The organism is Lacinutrix sp., assembly GCF_029238095.1.
GTDB lineage: Bacteria > Bacteroidota > Bacteroidia > Flavobacteriales > Flavobacteriaceae > Lacinutrix.
In genome coordinates this window covers 31,109-55,286 of record NZ_JAQWGS010000002.1, presented here as the reverse complement: position 1 = coordinate 55,286, position 24,178 = coordinate 31,109, and the positions used below count along the sequence as shown (strand labels likewise).

17 protein-coding genes are annotated in these 24,178 nt (G+C 33.5%); 16 read left to right on the top strand and 1 reads right to left on the bottom strand.

Features of this window, described 5'->3' with window-relative positions:
- Positions 1-168 precede the first annotated feature (168 nt).
- The 10 genes from P8H50_RS00230 (at position 169) to queG (ending at position 13,801) form a co-directional block, all read left to right on the top strand.
- Complete coding sequence (locus P8H50_RS00230) at positions 169-1,464, top strand: c-type cytochrome (protein WP_300204203.1); 1,296 nt, start codon at positions 169-171, stop codon at positions 1,462-1,464.
- A gap of 126 nt (positions 1,465-1,590) precedes the next feature.
- Positions 1,591-4,698 carry a TAT-variant-translocated molybdopterin oxidoreductase gene (locus tag P8H50_RS00225; RefSeq protein WP_300204032.1) on the top strand — a complete coding sequence of 1,036 codons (3,108 nt, stop codon included), beginning with the start codon at positions 1,591-1,593 and terminating at the stop codon, positions 4,696-4,698.
- 34 nt (positions 4,699-4,732) lie between these two features.
- Positions 4,733-6,193 carry an NrfD/PsrC family molybdoenzyme membrane anchor subunit gene (gene nrfD, locus P8H50_RS00220; protein ID WP_300204029.1) on the top strand — a complete coding sequence of 487 codons (1,461 nt, stop codon included), beginning with the start codon at positions 4,733-4,735 and terminating at the stop codon, positions 6,191-6,193.
- Positions 6,194-6,196: 3 nt separating this feature from the next.
- The gene (locus P8H50_RS00215) at positions 6,197-6,727 is read left to right on the top strand and encodes a DUF3341 domain-containing protein (RefSeq protein ID WP_300204025.1); all 531 of its coding nucleotides are present in this window, start codon (positions 6,197-6,199) and stop codon (positions 6,725-6,727) included.
- Between the two features lie 9 nt (positions 6,728-6,736).
- Positions 6,737-7,294, top strand: a complete 558-nt coding sequence (locus tag P8H50_RS00210; RefSeq protein ID WP_300204021.1) for a cytochrome c — start codon at positions 6,737-6,739, stop codon at positions 7,292-7,294.
- A 21-nt stretch (positions 7,295-7,315) separates the two neighbouring features.
- Entirely contained in the window at positions 7,316-8,707 is a 1,392-nt protein-coding gene (locus tag P8H50_RS00205) for a quinol:cytochrome C oxidoreductase (RefSeq protein WP_300204017.1), read from the top strand.
- Positions 8,708-8,738: 31 nt separating this feature from the next.
- Complete coding sequence (locus P8H50_RS00200; protein WP_300204013.1) at positions 8,739-9,812, top strand: cytochrome c oxidase subunit II; 1,074 nt, start codon at positions 8,739-8,741, stop codon at positions 9,810-9,812.
- A gap of 31 nt (positions 9,813-9,843) precedes the next feature.
- Positions 9,844-11,631, top strand: coding sequence for a cbb3-type cytochrome c oxidase subunit I (locus tag P8H50_RS00195; RefSeq protein WP_300204010.1), 1,788 nt, complete (start codon positions 9,844-9,846; stop codon positions 11,629-11,631).
- A gap of 177 nt (positions 11,632-11,808) precedes the next feature.
- Complete coding sequence (gene ruvB / locus P8H50_RS00190; RefSeq protein WP_300204007.1) at positions 11,809-12,831, top strand: Holliday junction branch migration DNA helicase RuvB; 1,023 nt, start codon at positions 11,809-11,811, stop codon at positions 12,829-12,831.
- Between the two features lie 40 nt (positions 12,832-12,871).
- Positions 12,872-13,801 carry a tRNA epoxyqueuosine(34) reductase QueG gene (queG, locus tag P8H50_RS00185; RefSeq protein ID WP_300204003.1) on the top strand — a complete coding sequence of 310 codons (930 nt, stop codon included), beginning with the start codon at positions 12,872-12,874 and terminating at the stop codon, positions 13,799-13,801.
- Here the strand turns inward: queG and P8H50_RS00180 are convergent.
- Positions 13,791-14,819: a LacI family DNA-binding transcriptional regulator gene (locus P8H50_RS00180; RefSeq protein ID WP_300204000.1), complete on the bottom strand. Its 1,029-nt coding sequence runs from the start codon at positions 14,817-14,819 to the stop codon at positions 13,791-13,793. The two genes, queG and P8H50_RS00180, sit on opposite strands and share 11 nt — an antisense overlap.
- 158 nt (positions 14,820-14,977) lie before the next feature.
- On the opposite strand from P8H50_RS00180, the gene P8H50_RS00175 reads away from it, so the two are divergent.
- The 6 genes from P8H50_RS00175 to ruvA all read left to right on the top strand — a co-directional run bounded on the left by P8H50_RS00175 (position 14,978) and on the right by ruvA (position 24,164).
- A complete protein-coding gene (locus P8H50_RS00175; RefSeq protein ID WP_300203996.1) occupies positions 14,978-17,626 on the top strand; it encodes a TonB-dependent receptor in 2,649 nt (882 codons plus the stop codon).
- A 133-nt stretch (positions 17,627-17,759) separates the two neighbouring features.
- Entirely contained in the window at positions 17,760-19,064 is a 1,305-nt protein-coding gene (locus P8H50_RS00170) for an MFS transporter (protein ID WP_300203993.1), read from the top strand.
- Positions 19,065-20,240, top strand: coding sequence for a glycoside hydrolase 100 family protein (locus P8H50_RS00165; protein ID WP_300203990.1), 1,176 nt, complete (start codon positions 19,065-19,067; stop codon positions 20,238-20,240).
- 3 nt (positions 20,241-20,243) lie between these two features.
- Entirely contained in the window at positions 20,244-21,179 is a 936-nt protein-coding gene (locus tag P8H50_RS00160; protein ID WP_300203987.1) for a PfkB family carbohydrate kinase, read from the top strand.
- 54 nt (positions 21,180-21,233) lie between these two features.
- Positions 21,234-23,531: an NADP-dependent malic enzyme gene (locus tag P8H50_RS00155; protein WP_300203983.1), complete on the top strand. Its 2,298-nt coding sequence runs from the start codon at positions 21,234-21,236 to the stop codon at positions 23,529-23,531.
- A 51-nt stretch (positions 23,532-23,582) separates the two neighbouring features.
- Positions 23,583-24,164 (top strand): Holliday junction branch migration protein RuvA, encoded by a 582-nt coding sequence (ruvA, locus tag P8H50_RS00150; protein ID WP_300203979.1) that lies wholly within the window; start codon positions 23,583-23,585, stop codon positions 24,162-24,164.
- Positions 24,165-24,178 lie beyond the last annotated feature (14 nt).

Below are 24,178 nucleotides of genomic sequence, written 5' to 3'. Positions count from 1 at the left end.
GAAAAGTGCTTTTTCTTATTTAGAATTTTTCTAAATTATAAATTAAGACTTATTTAAGATTTCAAAAATGGACTTTAAGTATTACTTTTGCGTAAGTTTTTTATAACTGTATTTTAGATATAGATGAAAAAATCATACCAAAGTTTAGAAGTAAATTCAATCAACAATATGAAAAAGGTGATTCACCGCAAATTAGGCATTAATATTCTTCATTTAGGCTTAGTTTTTTTGTTAACGTTTTCTACTGCTCTTTCTGCTCAAGAAGGTGACCCTGTAAATGGAAAAGCAATATTTAATGCTAATTGTGCAGCTTGTCATAAATTAGATAAGAAAATGACAGGTCCTGCTTTACGTAATGTAGAGCAGCGTTTAGCAGATAGTGAAGGTTTAGACAGAGAATGGCTTTATGCTTGGATAAAGAATAGCGCAGGAATGATTAAATCTGGTGATGCATATGCAAACAAGATTTACAATGAGTATGGTGGTACTGCTATGAATGCTTTTCCTCAATTATCTAATACAGATATTGATGATATTTTAGCATATACTGGTGCTGAGCCTCCAGCTCCTGTAAAAGAAGAAGTTGTTGATGATAGATCTAATCCAGAAAGCGATACTAGCTCAAACGGATTAATATTAGGTGCTTTAGCGCTTTTGTTTGCGCTATTAGCAGGTGCGTTATACCTAGTTAACAAAACATTGCGCAGTTTTGCAGAAGTAAAAGGTGTTGAATTAGTAGACCAACCTAAAAGAAAGCCGCTTTGGAAAGCATTTGTTGAAAACCAATTCTTAATTTTGGTAACTGCGATATTATTTTTATTGGCCTCTGCTTATTTCGTTTATGGTTACTTTATGCAAGTAGGTGTAAACCAAGGTTACGAGCCAGTTCAAGAAATTCATTATTCTCATAGAATTCATGCAGGAGATAATGGTATAGATTGTAAATACTGTCACTCATCTGCAAGAGTTTCTAAACATTCAGGGATACCTTCGTTAAACGTATGTATGAATTGTCATAAATCTATTTATGAAGTTGCTGAAGGAACACAAGCTGAAGGTTTAGCAGAATATGGTGTAGATTATAATGCAGAAATTAAAAAATTATACAAAGCTGTTGGATGGGATGATGTAGAGCAAAAATACACAGGTGAAACCTCTCCAGTAAAATGGACTAGAATTCACAATTTGCCTGACTTTGCCTACTTTAACCACTCTCAGCACGTTAGTGTTGCAGGTGTAGAGTGTCAAACTTGTCATGGTCCTGTTGAGGAAATGGAAGTAATGTATCAATATTCTCCATTAACAATGGGTTGGTGTATTAACTGTCACAGAGAAACTAATGTTAAGGTAAAAGATAATGAGTACTATACCAAAATTCACGAGGAACTCTCAAAAAAATATGGAGTTGAGCAATTAACTGCTGCGCAGATGGGTGGATTAGAATGTGGTAAGTGTCACTACTAGATATTAGTTTACAGTACTCCTTTGACATAGGAGTCTCTAAAGAGAAAGTTTTGTCACACTAGGCTTGTCTGAGTGTTTTAAGTGAAAAAGTTATAAATAAATTAAGAAGTAATTCAATTATATAATATGTCATCAAACAAGAAATACTGGAAAAGTGTTGAAGAGCTAAAAGAAAGCTCTATTGTTGAGACGCTAAAACAAAACGAATTTGTAAACGAAATTCCTACAGATGAATTTCTTGGAGACAAGGAAACATTAGAGGCTTCGTCTACTACGCGTCGTGATTTCTTAAAGTATGTTGGTTTTAGTACTGCTGCAGCTTCTTTAGCTGCCTGCGAAGGACCAGTAATTAAATCAATTCCTTATGTAGTGCAACCAGACTCTATTATTCCTGGTGTAGCTAACTATTATGCAACAACTATTGCAGATGGTTTTGATTTTGCAAGTGTTTTAGTAAAAACTCGAGAAGGTCGTCCAATCAAAATCGAAAACAATAACCTTGCTGCAACTAATGGTGGTGCAAATGCTAGAGTTAATGCATCGGTTTTAGGACTATACGATAGTTTAAGAGTGCAATCTCCTATGAAAGGTGAAAATCCTATTTCTTGGTCTACTTTTACTTCAGAAACGACTCAAAAATTAAATGCGACTAAAGAAGCTGGAAAGCAAATCGTGTTTTTAACACAAACGTATGCTAGTCCATCTACAAGTAAGTTAATTTCAGAATTTAAAGAAAAATATTTAAATGCTAAGCATGTGGTTTACGACGCTGTTTCAGAGTCTGCTGCACTAGATGCTTTTCAAACAAAATATAACGAAAGAGGATTAGCAGATTACGATTTTTCTATAGCTTCTACAATTGTAGCCTTTGGAGCAGATTTCTTAGGTGATTGGCAAGGTGGTGGTTTTGATTCCGGATATTCAAAAGGACGAATTCCTAAAAATGGTAAAATGTCCCGTCATATTCAATTCGAATCTAATATGTCTCTTGCAGGTGCAAATGCAGATAAGCGTGTGCCTTTAACACCAAGTCAGCAAAAATTAGCTTTAGCAAAATTACATAGCCTAATTGTTGGTGGTGCTTTTTCAGGTAGCTTGCCAGCGCACATAGAGAAAGAAGTACAAGCAACAGCTTCTGAGTTAGATAAAGCTGGAAGAAATGGTGTTGTGGTTACAGGTATTCAAGATGTAAATGCACAAACTGTTGTTTTAGAGATAAACGAAAAGCTTGAGAGTAAAGCGTTTAATCCAAAAAAACCAATAAGAACAAGACAAGGAAATGATAAGGCTGTAATGACTTTAATTGCTGATATGAAAGCAGGAAAAGTAGGAGCTCTTATCATGAGTGGAGTAAATCCACTATATACTTTACCAAATGCTTCAGATTTTGCTGAAGGATTAAAAAACACAGATTTATCTGTAGCTTTCTCTATGAAAGCAGACGAAACAGCCTTAGCTTCGCAATATATTGCAGCTGCACCTCACTACCTAGAAAGTTGGGGAGATGTAGAAATAAAGAAAGGCCATTTCGGATTAATTCAGCCTACCATTCGTCCTTTATTTGATACAAAACAATTTCAAGAAGTTTTATTGCTATGGAATGGAAATGATGTTAAGTATAGCGATTATGTTAAAACACTTTGGAATTCTGAAATTCTTGAGGGAGCATCATTTAACCAAGCGTTACATGATGGGTCTTTTATATCTCAATCTTCTAGTGATGTAGTTGATGATACTGTAGAAGCATCACAAGATAATGTTGAGACACCTTCTGGAAGTGCAGCTAGAGCTTTAGCGACTAGTGCAACTTCAAAAGGAATGGAGCTTACTTTATATACTAAAGTAGGAATGGGAGACGGACAACAAGCTAACAACCCATGGTTACAAGAATTTCCTGATCCAATTACAAGAACTTCTTGGGATAACTATTTAACAGTTTCTGCCGCAGATGCTAAACGCTTAGAATTAGTAAACGAGCATGAAGCAACAGGTGCTTTAAATGGTAGTTACGCTGAAATTACTGTTAACGGTAATAAATTAACAGTTCCCGTAATTATCCAACCAGGTCAAGCAACAGGTTCTGTAGGTTTGGCTCTTGGTTATGGAAGATCTGCAGGTTTAAAAGAAGAAATGCAAACAGGTGTTAATGCTTATAAATTATACCAAGGTTTTAACACTATACAAGATATTACAGTAACTAAGGCCGTAGGAATGCATGAGTTTGCTTGTGTACAGTTACAAAATACTTTAATGGGTCGTGGAGACATTATTAAAGAAACAACATTAGAGATTTTTAACACAAGTGACAGAACTGTATGGAATGCAATACCAACAGTATCTTTAAATCACGAGGAAGTAGAAGTAACATCTCCAGAGGTAGATTTATGGGATGAATTTGATCGTTCTATTGGTCATCACTTTAACTTGTCTATTGATTTAAATGCTTGTACAGGTTGTGGAGCATGTGTAATTGCATGTCATGCAGAAAACAATGTTCCTGTTGTAGGAAAAGAAGAAATACGTAGAAGTCGCGATATGCATTGGTTACGTATTGATAGATATTATTCTTCTGAAGAGTCTTTTGCAGCTGATGATGCTAAGAAAGAAGGTTTCGATGGTTTAGGTTTATTTAGTGAAAATGGTTCTTTAGGAGGATTTGGAGAATTAGAAATTGCTTCAGATAACCCACAAGTTGCTTTTCAACCAGTAATGTGTCAGCACTGTAATCATGCTCCTTGTGAGACTGTATGTCCAGTAGCTGCAACATCACATGGTCGTCAAGGCCAAAACCATATGGCTTACAATCGTTGTGTAGGTACAAGATATTGTGCAAACAACTGCCCTTATAAAGTGCGTCGTTTCAACTGGTTCCTTTATAATGGAAATGATGAGTTCGATTACTTTATGAATGACGACTTAGGTAGAATGGTAATTAATCCAGATGTAACAGTACGTTCTCGTGGTGTCATGGAAAAATGTTCTATGTGTATTCAAAAAACACAAAAAACAATTCTTGATGCAAAACGTGATGGACGTGTTATTAAAGATGGAGAATTCCAAACAGCTTGTTCTTCTGCTTGTAGCAATGGAGCGATGGTGTTTGGAGATATTAACGACAAAGAAAGCAAAGTTGCAAAACTTTTAGAAGACGATCGTATGTATCACTTACTAGAAAGTGTTGGTACTAAACCTAATGTTCAGTATCATACTAAAGTGAGAAACACGAAAGCATAAAAAGAATTAATTAACGAATACTTATAAAAGGATTATGGCGTCTCATTACGAAGCACCTATTAGAAGACCTTTAGTTACAGGCAACAAATCGTACCACGATGTAACTGTAGATATCGCAGCACCTGTAGAAGGAAAAGCAAACAAACAATGGTGGATTGTATTTTCAATCGCATTAGTTGCTTTTCTTTGGGGAGTTGGATGTATGGTTTATACAATATCTACTGGTATTGGAACTTGGGGATTAAACAAGACAGTTGGTTGGGCTTGGGATATTACTAACTTCGTTTGGTGGGTTGGTATTGGTCACGCAGGAACATTAATTTCTGCAGTACTATTATTATTCCGTCAAAAATGGAGAATGGCAATTAACCGTTCTGCAGAAGCAATGACGATTTTTTCAGTAGTTCAAGCGGGTTTATTTCCAATTATTCACATGGGCCGTCCATGGTTAGCATATTGGGTATTACCAATTCCTAATCAATTTGGATCGCTATGGGTTAACTTTAACTCTCCTTTACTTTGGGATGTATTTGCAATTTCAACATACTTATCAGTATCATTAGTCTTTTGGTGGACAGGTTTATTACCAGATTTTGCAATGCTTAGAGATAGAGCAATTAAACCTTTTCAAAAGAAGATTTATAGTTTATTAAGTTTTGGTTGGACTGGTAGAGCAAAAGATTGGCAACGTTTTGAAGAAGTATCTTTAGTACTTGCAGGTTTAGCAACTCCACTAGTACTTTCTGTACACACGATTGTATCTTTTGATTTCGCAACATCAGTAATACCTGGTTGGCATACAACTATATTCCCACCTTACTTTGTTGCAGGAGCAATTTTTTCTGGATTCGCTATGGTAAATACGCTTCTTATAATAATGAGAAAAGTGTGTAGCTTGGAAGATTATATTACAGTACAACACATAGAGTTAATGAACATTGTAATCATGATTACAGGTTCTATAGTAGGTGTAGCATATATTACAGAGTTGTTTGTTGCATGGTATTCAGGAGTGGAGTATGAGCAATACGCTTTCCTTAATAGAGCTACAGGACCATACTGGTGGGCTTATTGGGCAATGATGTCTTGTAACGTGTTTTCTCCACAGTTCATGTGGTTCAAAAAATTACGTACAAGTATTATGTTCTCTTTTGCTATATCAATAGTGGTAAACATAGGAATGTGGTTTGAGCGTTTTGTAATTATTGTAACATCGTTACATAGAGATTATTTGCCATCTTCTTGGACAATGTTCTCTCCTACATTTGTAGATATTGGAATATTTATAGGAACAATAGGATTCTTTTTCGTATTATTCTTACTGTATTCAAGAACATTCCCAGTTATTGCACAAGCAGAGGTTAAGACCATTTTAAAGTCTTCAGGAGACAGATATAAAACCATCAGAGATAGAGGAGACAGTTTAGTTGGTACAGGTGCAGATGTTAGAACATCTAATGTTGATATTAAAGAACAAAAAAATAATAAAGAGTAGCATATGGAAGCTTCAAAAGTAATTCACGCTATTTATAACGATGACGATGTGTTATTGGCTGCAGTAAAGAAGGTCAAAGCCGAAAGACATCACATTGAAGAAATATATACGCCATTTCCAGTCCATGGGCTAGACAAGGCTATGGGTTTAGCGCCGACAAGAATAGCAATCGCAGCATTTATGTACGGTTGTGTAGGTTTAGCAGTAGCGACATTAATGATGAATTTTATTATGATAGAAGATTGGCCACAAAATATAGGTGGTAAACCAAGCTTTAGCTATTTAGAGAATATGCCTGCATTTGTACCAATTATGTTCGAATTAACAGTATTCTTTGCAGCACACTTAATGGTAATAACATTTTATTTACGTAGTAGAATGTGGCCATTTAAAAAAGCAGAAAATCCAGACCCAAGAACAACTGATGATCATTTTTTAATGGAAATCCCTATTCATGGTAATGAAAAAGAATTACAAGATTTACTTTCACAAACTGGTGCTGTTGAAATTAACGTAGTAGATAACGCGCATTAATTATACAAAATGAAGAGTATTATTAAAATAACAATATTAGCTATAGTTTTAGTGTCTTTTGCTTCTTGTCAAAAGAATTCAAGACCTAATTACGAGTTCATGCCTAATATGTATGAATCAGTTGCTTACGAAACGTATCAAGAATCTGACGCATTTGCTAATGGTGTAGAAGCACAATTACCAGCAGAAGGAACAATACCAAGAGGTTATACGCCTTTCGATATTGATAATACTACCGAAGGTTACAATGAGGCTAAAGCAAATTTAAAAAGTGTTTTAGATTCTACACAAATTGACGAACCTAGAGGTAAAGAGTTATACAATATTTATTGTGGTATTTGCCATGGTAATAAAGGTGATGGTAAAGGGAAGTTAGTCCAAAGAGAAAAAATCCTTGGTATACCAAGTTACGATGACGCCGGAAGAGCTATAACAGAAGGTAGTGTTTATCATACTATTTATTACGGTAAAAATGCTATGGGCTCTTATTCAAATCAATTAAATAGAGAAGAGCGTTGGCAAGTAGTTTCATATGTTATGAAATTGAAAGCGGATTTAGAAAAATAAGATTTAGTTAAAGATTATATAATGGAATACAAAATTTCAAATAGACTAAGATTAACTGCAATCATTTTAATGGTCGTTGGAGCAATAGGTGTTAGTTATAGTTTCTACACTTCTCATGTAACATTTGAAGAAGTCGAAAACATGCTAGCAAATGAATCTCATCATGGTGGTTCTAATGGTCACGGTGAAACTGAAAATCATCAAGCAGATGAAACTAGTAGTCATGATACTCATGCAGCTGTTGATGCTCACGGAGAAGACAAACACGCAGTAGGTAATTCTCATGAGGTTGTAGATGAGCATACCAAGCATGTAAATCATGTCATGCACGCAATGCACAACAGACCTTGGTCTGCATTCTATATTGCTGCTTTCTTTTTTATGATGATATCTTTAGGCGTACTAGCATTCTATGCTATCCAATATGCCTCTCAAGCTGGTTGGTCACCTCTACTACTAAGAGTAATGGAAGGCATAACAGCTTATTTATTTCCAGGAGCTCTAATACTTTTAGCCATAGCAGTGGCATCTGGTACCATTGGTCATTATAATATTTTTGTTTGGATGGATCCAGACGTTGTCGCACATGATAAATTAATCCAAGGGAAAACAGGTTGGTTAAATATTTGGGGATTTGCAATTAGAGGTTTAATTTTTATTGGTGGTTGGTCATTATACAGATACTTTTCTAGAAAATTTTCAATTGCTCAAGATAAAGCAGACGATAACAAAAACTTTAAGAAAACATTCCGTATTTCGGCAGCATTTTTAGTATTCTTTATTTACACAGAATCTATGATGTCTTGGGATTGGATTATGAGTGTAGATCCACACTGGTTCTCTACATTATTTGGATGGTACGTGTTTGCTGGTATGATGGTTTGTGCTGTAACAACGATAGCATTTATAGCGTTATACTTGAAAACTAAAGGCTTATTACCAAAAGTAAATGATAGCCATTTCCATGATTTAGCAAAATTCATGTTTGCATTCAGTATTTTCTGGACGTATTTATGGTTCTCTCAATTTATGTTGATCTGGTATTCAAATATTCCAGAAGAAGTAACTTACTTTGTCACTAGAATTGAAGACTATAAATTACCTTTTTTTGGAATGTTGGCAATGAACTTTATCTTTCCATTATTATTATTAATGAATAGTGATTACAAACGTATTCCTTGGTTTATAGTGATGACAGGTATTGTAATATTAGCTGGTCATTATATTGATGTTTTCAATATGATAATGCCAGCAACAGTAGGAGACCAATGGTATATTGGTGTTCCAGAAATTTGTTCAATGTTATTCTTTGCAGGATTATTTATCTTTATTGTGTTTACAGCGCTGTCAAAAGCTCCTTTAACACCTACAAGAAATCCTTTTGTGAAGGAGAGTGAACATTTTCATTATTAATAAAATAATTCAATAAAGAAGAACGACAACAATGACGGCTTTATTATCAATTTTAGTTTTAGTATTTATTCTCGTTGCCATATGGCAAATGGTTAAGATATTCGATTTAACTCAAAGCGTTAACGCTAGAAGTGATGATCAAGTAGCTAACGACAAAGACAATAAAATAAATGGGTATTTAATGTTAGGCTTTTTAGCCTTTATATATGTTATCACTATCATTTGTTTTGTTAAATATGGAGATTTACCATTAATGTCTAACTCTGCATCAGAGCATGGTCCAGGTATTGATAATTTAATGATTATCTCTATGATCATTATTTTCTTCGTTCAAACAGTTACACAGTTCTTGCTTCATTATTTTGCTTTTAAATACAAAGGTGAAAAAGGGAAAAAAGCTCTATTCTATGCTGATAATAACAAGCTAGAAGCAATCTGGACTATTATTCCTGTAATTGTATTAGCAGTACTTATTATACAAGGTTTATTTACGTGGACAACAATAATGAATGTTAATGAAGACAATGATCCCTTAGTAGTAGAATTATATGCGCAACAGTTCAACTGGAAAGCACGTTATGGAGGAGCAGATAATACCTTAGGTAAAGCTAATGTCAGATTAATAGATATTAATCGTGCTAATATTTTAGGTGTAGACGAAGCAGATCCAAATGCTCAGGATGACGTAATAACTACAGAATTACATTTACCAGTAGGACGTCCTGTTTTATTTAAAATGCGTTCACAAGATGTATTGCACTCAGCATATATGCCACATTTTAGAGCACAAATGAATTGTGTTCCGGGTATGATAACTCAATTTGGTTTTACTCCAACAGTTACAACTGCAGATATGAGAGAAACACCTGAAATGCAAGATAAAGTTGCAAACATTAATAAAATTAGAGTTGAAAAAAGCAAAGATTTAGTAGCAAAAGGAGAACAAGCTTTAGATTTATATACATTCGATTACTTATTATTATGTAATAAAATTTGTGGTAAGTCTCACTACAATATGCAAATGAAAATAATAGTAGAAACACAAGAAGAATATGATGCTTGGATGAAATCTCAAAAAGCATTTAAAGATTCTTTGATAGACTAATTAATTAAAAGATTATAAAGATATATAGATTATGTCAGCACACGCAGATACTCACGACGCTCACGACGATCACCACCATAAAGAAACTTTCGTAACTAAATATATATTTAGTCAGGATCACAAAATGATTGCCAAGCAGTACCTTATTACTGGTACTATTATGGGAGTTATTGGTGTAATGATGTCTTTAATGATGCGTATGCAAATTGCATGGCCAGAAGAGCCAAATGTAATATTCCAAGCATTATTAGGAAAATGGGCACCAGAAGGTGTTATGGATGCAGATATTTATTTAGCATTAGTAACCATTCATGGAACCATTATGGTCTTCTTTGTACTTACAGCAGGATTAAGTGGTACATTTAGTAACTTATTAATTCCATTGCAAATAGGTGCTCGAGATATGGCATCAGGCTTTTTAAACATGGTATCTTATTGGTTATTCTTTATATCAAGTGTAATCATGGTTTTATCTTTCTTTGTTGAAGCAGGACCAGCAGCAGCAGGTTGGACAATTTATCCACCACTAAGTGCTTTACCAATGGCCCAAGGAGGCTCTGGAGCTGGTATGACTTTATGGTTAGTATCAATGGCTATTTTTATTGCATCTTCTTTATTAGGATCTTTAAATTACGTAGTAACAGTAATAAACTTACGTACAAAAGGAATGTCTATGACTCGACTACCTTTAACTATTTGGGCCTTTTTTGTTACTGCAATTATTGGTATTGTATCTTTCCCAGTATTATTATCTGCAGCATTATTACTAATTATGGACAGAAGTTTCGGAACATCGTTCTTCTTGTCAGACATATTTATACAAGGTGAAGTTTTACATTATCAAGGTGGTTCTCCAGTTTTATTTGAACACTTATTTTGGTTTCTGGGTCATCCTGAAGTATACATAGTATTATTACCAGCTTTAGGTATAACTTCTGAGATTATTGCAACAAACTCTCGTAAACCAATCTTTGGTTATCGTGCAATGGTAGCTTCAATTTTAGCAATTGCATTTTTATCTACAATTGTTTGGGGTCACCATATGTTTGTATCTGGTATGAATCCATTTTTAGGTTCAGTATTTACTTTTACTACATTATTAATTGCAATACCTTCAGCAGTAAAAGCTTTTAATTATATAACCACACTTTGGAAAGGAAATCTTCAAATGAATCCAGCCATGTTATTTTCTATTGGTTTAGTTTCAACTTTTATTACAGGAGGATTAACAGGTATAATTCTTGGAGATAGTGCATTAGATATCAATGTACACGATACGTATTTTGTAGTTGCCCACTTTCACTTAGTAATGGGAATATCTGCACTTTATGGTATGTTTGCAGGAATCTATCACTGGTTTCCAAAAATGTTTGGTCGTATGCTAAACAAGAATTTAGGTTACATTCACTTTTGGGTAACAGCAGTTTGTGCTTATGGAGTATTTTTCCCAATGCACTTTATAGGTATGGCAGGTTTACCAAGACGTTATTATACAAATAGTAATTTTCCATTATTTGACGACTTACAAGATGTAAACGTAATAATCACCGTTTTTGCTTTAATAGGTGGCGCTTTTCAAATTGTATTCTTATATAACTTCTTCATTAGCATGTTTTACGGAAAGAAATCTGTACAAAACCCATGGAGATCTAATACATTAGAATGGACAACTCCTGTTGAGCATATTCACGGTAATTGGCCAGGAGAAATACCTCATGTACACCGTTGGGCTTATGATTATTCTAAACCTGGTCACGATGAAGACTTTGTCTCTCAAATTGTACCGCTTAAAGAAGGTGAAGAAGAGTTACAACATTAATTTACTGTTATAAGTCTCACATTAGAGAAACTATAAACATATTTAAAAGCCTTTCCATAACGGAAAGGCTTTTTGTTTATATTTGTTATTGCAGTCCATTCTTTAATATTATGATGTGATTCTTGCTTTCAGTATTGTTTTCATAATTAAAAGATTAATTTTATTGCTGTAAAAGATATGAACGAAAACCTAGATCCAACCAACGAGAATTTTTCATCTGAAGAATTCGACATAGAAAAAACATTGAGACCCTTATCTTTTGAAGATTTTTCTGGTCAAGATCAGGTATTAGAAAATTTAAAAATATTTGTTCAAGCTGCCAACTTAAGAGATGAAGCTTTAGATCACACATTATTTCATGGACCACCAGGTTTAGGCAAAACAACATTAGCAAACATATTAGCAAACGAATTAAATGTTGGAATAAAAGTAACTTCTGGTCCTGTTTTAGACAAACCAGGAGACCTAGCAGGATTACTTACTAATCTTGATGATCGAGATGTTTTATTTATAGATGAAATACACAGATTAAGCCCAATTGTAGAAGAGTATTTATACTCTGCAATGGAGGACTATAAAATTGATATCATGATAGAGTCTGGACCAAATGCAAGAACGGTTCAAATTAATTTAAATCCTTTTACTTTAGTAGGTGCAACTACTCGATCAGGATTATTAACTGCTCCAATGAGAGCACGTTTTGGAATTCAAAGCAGGTTACAGTATTATTCAACCGAATTGCTAAGTACAATTATTCAACGTAGTGCCCAAATATTAAACGTTCCAATAACAATGGAGGCTGCTATAGAAATTGCAGGAAGAAGTCGTGGAACACCTAGAATAGCTAATGCTTTGTTGCGTCGTGTTCGAGATTTTGCTCAAATAAAAGGAAACGGAAGTATAGAAATAAAAATTGCTAAGTTTTCTTTAGAAGCCTTAAACGTTGATGCTTATGGTTTAGATGAAATGGATAACAAAATCTTGTCCACCATAATAGACAAATTTAAAGGAGGACCTGTTGGTGTTTCAACAATAGCAACAGCAGTAAGTGAAAGCTCAGAAACCATCGAGGAAGTTTATGAACCGTTTCTAATTCAGCAAGGTTTTATTATGCGAACTCCTAGAGGACGGGAAGTTACAGAATTAGCTTATAAGCATTTAGGAAAAATTAAAGGACCAATACAAGGAGGCTTATTTTAGGAATTTGTCATTCAGTGCGATACAAAGAATCTATCCAATTATGTTAAATAATAAAGCTAAGTATGCAGATTTAATTAAAACCGAAGCCAAACGCCTCGGTTTTTTGTCTAGTGGAATAAGCAAAGCCGAATTTTTAGAAACTGAGGCTCCTCGTTTAGAACACTGGCTAAATAATAATAGGCATGGTAGTATGCAATACATGGAAAACCACTTCGATAAACGCTTAGACCCAACAAAATTAGTAGAAGATTCAAAAAGTGTTATTTCACTGTTACTTAATTATTTTCCTCCACAAACACAAAAAGATACAGAAGCTCCAAAGTTGTCTAAATATGCTTATGGTAACGATTACCATCATGTAATAAAATCTAAACTTAAAGCATTAACTCATTTTATTCAAAATGAAATAGGAGAAGTAAACGGAAGAGCTTTCGTAGATTCTGCTCCAGTTTTAGATAAAGCTTGGGCTGCTAAATCTGGTTTAGGTTGGATTGGAAAGCACAGTAATTTATTAACACAACAAGTAGGTTCGTTTTATTTTATTGCAGAGTTAATAATCGATCTAGATTTAGAATACGATACAATAACAACAGACCACTGTGGAACATGCACAGCTTGCATAGATGCTTGTCCAACACAAGCTATAGTTCAACCTTATGTTGTAGATGGTAGTAGATGCATCAGTTATTTTACAATAGAATTAAAAGACCAATTACCTAATGAAATGAAAGGTAAATTCGACAATTGGATGTTTGGTTGCGATGTATGTCAAGATGTTTGCCCATGGAATAAATTCTCAAAACCTCATAGTCAACCTTTGTTTAATCCGCATCCAGAGTTGTTAGACATGACCAAAAAAGATTGGGAAGAAATAACAGAAGATGTCTTTAAAAAAGTGTTTCAAAAATCGGCAGTAAAGCGGACAAAATTTTCTGGATTACAAAGGAATATTAAGTTTCTTAAATTATAGTTTTAGTAGAGTTTCTTTTTACTAAAGCAGTTTCTAGTTCTATAGTTTTTAGTTTTACTTCTTTTCCTTTTTTTATAGCTTTAAGTTCTTTATATAATTGTTTAAATGCCATTTTACCCATTTCAAAACCAGGTTGATCTATTGTTGTTAAGGATGGCGTAATAGCAGATGACATAAACCAGTTACTAAAACCTACAACTGAAATTTCCTCAGGAATTTTAATACCACTTTTGTTTAATTCTTTTATTGCTCCTATCGCAACCAAATCGGTATTAATAAAAATGCCGTCAATATCTTTGTGTTCTATAAGTAGTTGTTTGGCAAATTTTTCTCCTTCTTGAAAAGTCATGTCATTACAGATATATACTAAAGAAGGATCGTAAAAAATATTGTTATCTATAAGTGCTTTTTTATAACCTAAAAAGCGATCTATAGAGTTTTGTGGCAAAAGAGGTCCGCGAAAGTGTGCAATTCTTTTACATCCAGTATCTATTAAGTGTTGTGTTGCATTGTATGCAGCTTTTCTGTCGTCTATAATTACCTTAGAACAGTTTACTATTTTTGCAATCTTATCAAACATAACCAAAGGTTTTTCTTGTGCGATGATATCGTTTAAGTGATTAAAATCTGCAGTGGCATTAGCTAAAGAAATTAAAATACCATCAACCTGTTTACTTAGCAATAGCTCAATCTGTTTTTTTTCTAGTTTATAAGATTCATTAGACTGAAGAATAATAACAAGATATCCTTTTTTTTCAGCTTGACTAATAATACCTTTAATCACACTTGAAAAAAAGTGGTGTACTATTTCAGGAATTATTAAACCAATAGTTTTAGACTCTCTAGTTCTTAAGTTTACAGCAAAAGCATTTGGTTTATAGTTTAATGTTTGCGCTAAGTCCTTAACTAAGGCTTTTGTTTTTTTACTAACATCAGGATAATCTTTTAATGCTTTAGATACTGTAGTAATAGAAATACCTAATGTTTCGGCAATTTGTTTTAAAGTTACAGGTTCCAATAGAAAATGTTTTACCGCAAAATACAATAAAAAATCAAATCGAAAACGTTTTCGTTCAAATCGAAAACGTTTTCGTTAATAATTTTGCAAATTTTATTGCCTTTAAAAGTAAATTTACTCAATATCAAGACAAAAAACTAATTAATTCTTAAAAACTAATGAAAAAAATTAACCAAATTAAAAAGATTTTTTCTGTGCTGTTTATGATGTTTACAACAATCATATTTGCACAATCTACAATCTCTGGTAAAGTTGCAGACCAATCAGGTTCTGGTTTACCAGGAGTAAATGTTGTCATTTCAGGTACAAACCAAGGTGCTAGTACTGATTTTGATGGAAATTATTCTATAAGTAATGTAGAAAATGGAACTTATAATGTAATAGCATCTTATGTTGGTTTTACAGAAAGTACAAAAAGCATAACAATTCAAGGTTCAAATGCTACAGTCAATTTTCAATTAGCTCAAGATGCTTCTTCTTTAGACGAAGTTGTAATTACAGGAGTTTTAAACCCTAAGTCTAGAATAGAATCTAGTGTTTCTATATCTTCAATAGGTGTAGAACAAATAGCACAATCTGCTCCTAGAACTTCTGGAGAGATTTTTAGAAATATTCCTGGTGTACGTGCAGAAACTTCTGGTGGAGATGGAAATGGTAACTATAATGTTCGTGGTGTGCCAGTTTCTTCTGGTGGTACTAGATACTTACAATTACAAGAAGATGGTTTACCAATAATGTTATTTGGAGATACTTCTTTTGGAAATCCAGATAATTATTTACGTATAGATTCTAATGTAGCAAGAATTGAAGCAATTAGAGGTGGTTCGGCTTCTACTTTAGCATCAAACGCTCCAGCAGGTATTATTAATGTTATTAGTAAAACAGGAGCTGTAGAAGGTGGTTCGATAGCGTCTTCTTTTGGTTTAGATTATCAATCATCAAGATTAGATTTTGAATATGGTACACCATTAGCAAATGGATTGTCTTACCATATTGGTGGTTTTATTAGAAATGGGGAAGGACCGAGAGCTATAGGCTACCAAGGAAATAAAGGCGGTCAATTTAAAGCAAATCTTACAAAACGTTTTGAAAAAGGTTACGTAAGAGTATATACTAAGTTTTTAAATGATAGATCGGCAATGTATATGCCAATGCCAATGCTTTTAGAAGGTGACGATGCTAATCCTACTTATGCAAATCTACCAGGTTTCGATATAACAACAGACACACCTCACTCTTCTAATTTACAACAAAGTGCAGGAACATCTGCTTTTGATGGACAGCCAGTATCTAATGATGTAAGAAATGGAAACAATCCAATTACAAAATCTCTTGGAGCAGAGTTTTCTTTTGATTTAGGAAACGAATGGTCTTTTGTAGGTAAAGCAAGATATTCTAATAATAGTGGTAAATGGATTGCACCATTTACAGCAAACGTTGGAGCTGTAGCTGACGTTGCAGCAACTGCAAGTGGAGCTTCTGGAGCTACAGGCGCATTAGTGTATTCAGATGGTGATAGAGAAGCGTTTAATCCAGCAAATGGATTAGCACAAATTTTGCATGTATTTGATGTGACTATTGACGATATGAGCAATTTCTTTGGTGATGTAAAGATTTCTAAAAAAATTGGCGATAATGTAAATGTAACAGCAGGTATGTTTACAGCTACACAAAACACGAAAACATCATGGCAATGGAGTTCTTTTCTTTCTGAAGTAAAAGGAGATGGAAATGCAAGAATGGTAGATTTCGACGGTTATTCAAGAAATGGTCAATATGCTTATGGGACTCCAGTTTGGGGAAACTGTTGCCAACGTAAATATAATACAGTGCATAGTGTAAATTCACCTTATGTTGGTGTTGATATAGATATTACTGAAAAAATAAATTTTGATGGTAGTGTTCGTTTTGAAAACGTTAATGTAAATGGAATTATAGCTAGTGGTCCAACTAGTCAAGGGAATTACGATTATAATGGCGATGGAGTAATACAAGGTATTGAGCAGAATGTACCAATTGTTTCAGGTGCAGATGGTCAAAATATAGACCAAGATTATAACTTTACTTCATTCTCAGCAGGACTTAATTATAAAATTAATAACGGTTCGGCAGTTTTTGCAAGATACAGTAAAGGCGCTTCAGGAAGAGCTTCAGATAGAAATGGTTATGATCAATTTGGGAAGTCTAGTACAAATTTCGATCAAGTAACTCAATTAGAACTTGGTTTCAAGAAACGTTTTGAAAATGCATCTGTGTACGTTACAGCTTTTAGCAGTAATACAGATGAAGATGCAGGAAGTGCTTTAAATTTAACAGTAGGAAATGAGTTTAAGGCTACAGGTTTAGAATTAGAAGGGTCTTACAATATAAACGACTTTAGTGTAGTAGGTTCTGTTACTTATACAGATGCTGAGATTATTGAGGATAGAGCTAGTGGAACTGGAGCTAATAAAGGAAAAACACCGCAAAGACAAGCAGATTTTGTATATAACCTTTCACCAAGATACGTGTTTGGAAATGATAAACAACATGTATTAGGTTTAGCAATACTAGGAACATCTAAATCGTTCGCATTTGATTCTAATGATTTAATACAACCTGGATTTGCTTATGTAAACCTTTTAGGATCTGTTGGTCTTACAGAAGGATTATCTTTATCTCTTAACATAAACAACCTTTTTGATACTGTTGGTATTACAGAAGTAAATGGTATAGATGGTGCAGCAATTAATGGAAGTGATCGTTATGTTAGAGCAAGATCTATAACGGGTCGTTCCTCTTCTTTAGCTCTTAGATATAAATTTTAAATTATTAAGTGTTAATAAAATAATTTAAGTAAGTAGATTGATTGATTGATTTGATTTAGTTTAGAGTCAATGTTTTAAAAGACATTGGCTCTTTCTATTAAAATCTATATTTTTAATAGTTTAAAATCTTGTTATGATAAAAAAACCAAAATTAAGTTTCTGGCAAATACTAAACATGAATGTTGGGTTCTTCGGTATTCAATACAGTTTTGGTTTACAACAAAGTGCAATAACACCAATCTACGATTTTTTAGGTGCAAGTCCAGACCAGATTCCTATTCTACACCTTGCTGGTCCAGTAACTGGATTGTTAGTTCAGCCTATTATTGGAGCATTAAGTGATAAAACATGGAGTCCAAAATTTGGAAGACGTAAGCCTTTTTTCTTGATAGGAGCCATATTATGTAGTATAACTTTACTGGCATTTCCTTTTAGTAGTAGTTTATGGATGGCTGCAGGTTTATTATGGATTCTAGATGCAGGAAATAATACAGCAATGGAGCCATATAGAGCCTTAATTGCAGATAAATTAGATAATGAGCAACAACCTTTAGGGTTTCAAATGCAAAGTTTTTTTACAGGCTTGGGACAGGTTTTAGCTAATTTATCACTATTCATTTTTCCTTTAATATTTATTGGTACTACAGGATCCTTACCAACTTGGGTATATGCGTCCTTTTTCTTAGGCGCTATTTGTTCTATAGGTTCAATTTTATGGAGTATTAGCAAAACAAAAGAAATTCCGCCAACTACAGAAGAATTAGAAAAATTAAAAGAAAAAAGAAGTGTTTTAGGCCCTTTAATAGAAATATTTTCAGCTATAAAAGACATGCCTAGAGTCATGTGGCAATTAGCGTTAGTATATCTTTTTCAATGGTACGCCTTGTTTTGTTATTGGCAAAACGCTTCAAAAAGTGTTGCGCTTTCCGTTTGGAATGCCACACCAGATAATGAAGAATTATACAGTGAAGCTGTAAGTTGGACAGGTTTAGTTAATGGTTGGTACAACGTAGTTACATTTTTAGTAGCTTTTGCATTGGTTGGATTCGCAAAAAAATATAGTGCAAAAAAAGTACATGCTTTTTGTTTAATTCTAGCAGCATTAGCCTTTTTAGCTTTTCCTCATATTGAAAATAAAAACTTATTACTCTTCGCAATTACAGGTTTTGGTATTGGTTGGGCAAGTATGATGGGTATTCCTTATTTAATGGTGGTTTCAGATATACCAAAAGAACGCTATGGTGTTTATATGGGAATAATAAATATGATGATTGTAATCCCAATGATTTTACAAACATTATCTTTTGGTTATATTTTAAAGCACTTTTTAAATAACGACCCTCGAAATGCAATAACTTTTGCAGGTGTATTGTTATTAATTGCGACAGTTTGTACACTGTTTATTAAAATTAAAAAACAAGACGAAGTAGTAAGTTAAATGAAAGCAGAACAATCCTATATAAAAGCCACAGAGTTATTAGCAAAAGCAAGATCCGACAAAGGGTTTTTAGCTAGCGCGAGTGATATTACAAACTACAAACGTGTTTGGGCTAGAGATGGTGTAATTTGTGGTTTAGCTGCTTTGTTAGATGGAGATGAAAGTCTGGTAGAAACGTTCAAAAACACACTAATTACCTTAGCAGATAACCAACATAAACATGGACATATTCCTTCTAATGTTTTTTTTAATGATGAAAATAAAGTCGAAGTAAGCTTTGGTGGATTAGCAGGAAGAGTAGATACAATATCATGGTTTATTATAGGCGTTTGTAATTATGCATCTTTAACAAAAAATATAAATTTTGCTGAAGAGTTAAAACCTAAAATGAATAAAGGCTTACAACTTTTAGAAGCTTGGGAGTTTAATAATAATCATCTTATTTATGTGCCAAGATCAGGAAATTGGGCAGATGAATATATTACTGAAGGACATATTTTCTACGATCAAGTGTTAAGACTTTGGGCTTTAAAATGTATAAATAGTTTATTTCCTAACGCAGAATATCAAGAAAAAATAAATCATATTACTGAAAAATTAGCAGGTAACTATCGTAAAACCGATTACAAAAACCCATTTCATCCAAAGGCATATAAAACCTTAGAAAAAAAGAGTTTTTGGATGGCTTCAATAAATCCGTCAGGATATCAAACAATGTTTGATGCCTTGGGTAATAGTATTGCGCTATTAATTGGATTAGGAGATACAGATTTTCAAGAAGAAATTATTAAGTATTCAGAAAAACTAAGAGCGTCTCTTCCTTTAAAACTATTACCAGCTTTCTGGGAACCAATTACAAAAGAACATGAAGATTGGAAGCTGTTAGAAAATAACTGTAAATACGAATTTAGAAATGTTCCTTTCGAGTTTCATAATGGTGGTACATGGCAGATGGTAAATGGATTTTATGGGATGAGTTTAGTTGAAAACCATATAGAAAAGGCTACTAATGTTTTGTCACATATTAAAAAACTTAATGCATTAAAAGAGTTTGGGTTTTACGAAAATTTTAATAGTAAAACAAGCCAACCAACAGGAGTAGAAAATTGCGCTTGGAGTGCAGCAGGAGAGATTGCTTTACAGCAATATGTTAACGGAAAAAGATTGTTAGTTTAGAAAATGAAAAAGGATATAGACATACTTTGTGTAGGTGAAGCTTTAGTCGATTTTATTGGACACCAAGAAGGTGTTGGTATAAATAAGACAAGAGATTACCATAGATATTTAGGTGGATCACCAACAAATGTTGCTATGAATACTGCACGCCTAGGATTAAATACAGCTTTAGTTGCAACTATTGGAGAAGACGGTTTTGGCGAATATATTATTGAAAGATTAAATGAAATAAATATAAATATCAATTATTTAAAAAAATCAAAAACAACTCCAACAAGTACAATTTTTGTTTCAAGATCTATTGATACACCAGATTTTGTTGCTTATCGAAAAGCAGATTTTATTATTGAAGAAAATCAAATACCATTAAAGTTACTAAAGCGATCTAAAATATTTCATACCACTTGTTTTGCGCTAAGTAAAAATCCTGCTAGAGACACTATTCTAGTAAAAGCAAAAGAAGCTTTTGAAGCTGGTTGTAAACTAAGTATAGATGTGAATTTTTCAGAAAAAATTTGGGAAGATAGAGCAAATGCTACTAAAATTATTAAATCTTATTGTGTTTATAATCCTTTGGTAAAGATAAGTGAAGATGATATGTTTAGGTTATTTAACAAAACACTATCACATCAAGAAATATTTAATTTTTTCCACAAAGCAGGTGTAGAAATAGTTTGCCTAACTTTAGGTAAAGAAGGAGTTGTTCTTTCAGAAAAAGGCAAAAAGGTATTAAGTCTTCCGGCAATAAAAATCACAAAAGTAATGGATGCAACTGGAGCTGGAGACGCTTTTTGGTCAGGTTTTTTATTTGCATATATAAATAAAAATTCTCTTGAAGAATGTTTGCTTATCGCGCTTAAACTTGCAGCATTAAAATTACAGAATGTAGGAAGATTGCCAAACAATATAAATGTACTTTCAGAATTATTAAAAATCTAATAGTAAAAATTTATAAACCTTTATATTTGCTTGTTGTTATTTAAGATAAAAAACATGAGTAAACAAAGCAAAAGAAGAGAAGCATTAGTTTATCACGCTAAACCAACTCCAGGTAAAATAAAAGTAGTTCCAACCAAGAAATATGCGAGTCAAAGAGATTTAGCATTAGCCTATTCTCCTGGTGTTGCTGAGCCTTGTTTAGAAATCCAAAAAGATGTAAATAACGTTTATAAATATACAGCAAAAGGAAACCTTGTTGCAGTAATCTCTAACGGAACAGCTGTTTTAGGATTAGGAAATATTGGTCCTGAAGCCTCAAAACCAGTAATGGAAGGTAAAGGGTTGCTGTTTAAAATATTTGCAGATATAGATGTGTTCGATATTGAAGTAGGAACTGAAAATATTGAAGAATTTATTGCTACTGTTAAAAATATAGCACCAACTTTTGGTGGTATAAACCTCGAAGATATAAAAGCGCCTGAAGCTTTTGAAATTGAAAAACGTCTAAAAGCAGAATTGGATATTCCAGTAATGCATGACGACCAACATGGAACAGCAATAATTTCGGCAGCAGCCTTATTAAATGCTTTAGAGCTTTCAAAGAAGAAAATTGAAGAAGTAAAAATCGTTGTTAGCGGAGCTGGAGCAGCTGCAATTTCCTGTACACGATTATATTTAGCCTTTGGAGCTAAACGCGAAAATGTAGTCATGTTAGATAGTAAAGGTGTTATTAGAGATGATAGAGCTAATTTAACCTCACAAAAAGCAGAATTTGCGACGCATAGAAAAATAGATACGCTTGATGAAGCCATGAAAGATGCCGATGTTTTTATTGGACTTTCAACTTCAGATATTGTCTCTCAAGATATGCTAAAATCAATGGCTAAAAATCCTATTGTTTTTGCAATGGCAAATCCAGATCCAGAAATAAAATACCAATTAGCAATAGACGCTAGAGACGATATTATTATGGCTACAGGACGTAGCGACCATCCTAATCAAGTAAATAATGTGCTTGGTTTTCCATTTATTTTTAGAGGCGCTTTAGATGTTCGCGCTACTAAAATTAATGAAGCTATGAAAATGGCTGCAGTTAAAGCCTTAGCTAATTTAGCTAAAGAACCTGTGCCAGAGCAAGTAAATATTGCCTACAACGAGACAAGACTCACATTTGGTAAAGATTATATTATACCTAAACCATTCGATCCTAGATTAATATCAGAAGTACCACCAGCAGTAGCAAAAGCAGCTATGGAAAGCGGTGTTGCAAAAGAGCCAATAGAAGATTGGGATAAGTATAAAGAGGAACTTATGCAACGTTTAGGGTCGGACAATAAGATTTTAAGATTGTTATATAATCGTGCAAAAACAGCTCCTAAACGTGTGGTTTATGCAGAAGCAGACCATATTGATGTTTTAAAAGCAGCACAAATTGTATACGACGATGGTATTGCAATCCCAATTCTATTAGGAAGAAAAGAGGAAATAGAACGCTTGAAAGAAGAAATCGAATTTGATGCAGATGTGTTGATAATCGATCCTAAAACAGATGAGCAAAACGCCCAAAAAAACAAGTATGCCGAAGTCTATTGGAAGCAACGTAAACGTAGAGGTGTTACTTTATTAGAGGCTCAAAAGTTAATGCGTGAACGTAATTATTTTGCTGCAATGATGATAAACGAAGGAGATGCAGACGCTCTAATTACAGGTTACTCACGTAGTTATCCTCAAGTAGTAAAGCCAATGCTAGAGTTAATAGGTCTTGCGCCAGGATCTACAAGAATTGCTACAACAAATGTAATGATGACAGAGCGAGGACCAATGTTTTTAAGTGATACATCAATAAATATTAATCCTTCAGCAAAAGACTTAATTAAAATTGCACAAATGACCTCTGGTGTTGTTAAAATGTTTGGTTTAAAACCAGTAATGGCAATGACTAGTTTTTCAAATTTTGGATCTTCAAAAGATCAAACAGCAACAAAAGTAAGAGAAGCAGTCTCTTATTTACACAGAAGACATCCAGATTTATTAGTCGATGGAGAATTGCAGACCGATTTTGCTCTTAATAGCAAAATGCTTCAGGATATCTTTCCATTTTCAAAATTATCTGGACATAAAGTAAATACACTAATTTTTCCAAATTTAGAATCTGCTAATATTACCTATAAATTACTTAAAGAATTAAATAAAGCAGAGTCAATAGGTCCAATAATGATGGGTTTACGTAAACCTGTACATATCCTTCAGTTAGATGCTAGTGTAGACGAAATAGTTAATATGACAGCCATTGCAGTAATAGATGCACAACAGAAAGGAAAACAAGCTTTAATGAGCCAAAAAACAGAATAGCGGTTAGTCCGAGATTTTTATTACATTTGGAAGCATAACCAGAAATCGTAGATGATTACACATATTAAAGGGAAATTGGTGGAAAAAAATCCAACAGATATTGTTATAGACTGCAATGGTGTTGGTTATTTATTAAATATATCTTTAAATACTTTTTCTCAAATTCCTGAACAGGAAAACATACAGTTATACACACACCTTCATGTAAAAGAAGACGCTCACAGTCTTTATGGTTTTGTAACCAAAGGCGAAAGAGAAGTTTTTAGATTATTAATTTCAGTAAGTGGAATTGGTACCAATACAGCAAGAACCATGCTTTCTTCTTTAACACCAAAACAAATACGTGAAGGAATTGCAACTGAAGATGTAGCACTTATTCAGTCTGTAAAAGGCATTGGTGTAAAAACAGCTCAGCGTGTAATTATTGATTTAAAGGATAAAATCATTAAAATTTACGATATTGACGAAGTTTCTGTAAATAGAAACAATACCAACAAAGATGAAGCGTTATCTGCATTAGAAGTGCTTGGTTTTGCAAAAAAACAAGCAGAACGTGTGGTGGACAAAATAGTACTTGCCGAACCAGAGGCTACCGTTGAAGCCCTTATTAAACAAGCTTTAAAAAAATTATAGTAAATTTTGAATAC

Bases quoted from the DNA above. Each gene is read 5' to 3' on its own strand.
- P8H50_RS00230 (WP_300204203.1), top strand. From the start codon at position 169: ATGAAAAAGGTGATTCACCGCAAATTAGGCATTAATATTCTTCATTTA.
- P8H50_RS00225 (WP_300204032.1), top strand. From the start codon at position 1,591: ATGTCATCAAACAAGAAATACTGGAAAAGTGTTGAAGAGCTAAAAGAA.
- nrfD (WP_300204029.1), top strand. From the start codon at position 4,733: ATGGCGTCTCATTACGAAGCACCTATTAGAAGACCTTTAGTTACAGGC.
- P8H50_RS00215 (WP_300204025.1), top strand. From the start codon at position 6,197: ATGGAAGCTTCAAAAGTAATTCACGCTATTTATAACGATGACGATGTG.
- P8H50_RS00210 (WP_300204021.1), top strand. From the start codon at position 6,737: ATGAAGAGTATTATTAAAATAACAATATTAGCTATAGTTTTAGTGTCT.
- P8H50_RS00205 (WP_300204017.1), top strand. From the start codon at position 7,316: ATGGAATACAAAATTTCAAATAGACTAAGATTAACTGCAATCATTTTA.
- P8H50_RS00200 (WP_300204013.1), top strand. From the start codon at position 8,739: ATGACGGCTTTATTATCAATTTTAGTTTTAGTATTTATTCTCGTTGCC.
- P8H50_RS00195 (WP_300204010.1), top strand. From the start codon at position 9,844: ATGTCAGCACACGCAGATACTCACGACGCTCACGACGATCACCACCAT.
- ruvB (WP_300204007.1), top strand. From the start codon at position 11,809: ATGAACGAAAACCTAGATCCAACCAACGAGAATTTTTCATCTGAAGAA.
- queG (WP_300204003.1), top strand. From the start codon at position 12,872: ATGTTAAATAATAAAGCTAAGTATGCAGATTTAATTAAAACCGAAGCC.
- P8H50_RS00175 (WP_300203996.1), top strand. From the start codon at position 14,978: ATGAAAAAAATTAACCAAATTAAAAAGATTTTTTCTGTGCTGTTTATG.
- P8H50_RS00170 (WP_300203993.1), top strand. From the start codon at position 17,760: ATGATAAAAAAACCAAAATTAAGTTTCTGGCAAATACTAAACATGAAT.
- P8H50_RS00165 (WP_300203990.1), top strand. From the start codon at position 19,065: ATGAAAGCAGAACAATCCTATATAAAAGCCACAGAGTTATTAGCAAAA.
- P8H50_RS00160 (WP_300203987.1), top strand. From the start codon at position 20,244: ATGAAAAAGGATATAGACATACTTTGTGTAGGTGAAGCTTTAGTCGAT.
- P8H50_RS00155 (WP_300203983.1), top strand. From the start codon at position 21,234: ATGAGTAAACAAAGCAAAAGAAGAGAAGCATTAGTTTATCACGCTAAA.
- ruvA (WP_300203979.1), top strand. From the start codon at position 23,583: ATGATTACACATATTAAAGGGAAATTGGTGGAAAAAAATCCAACAGAT.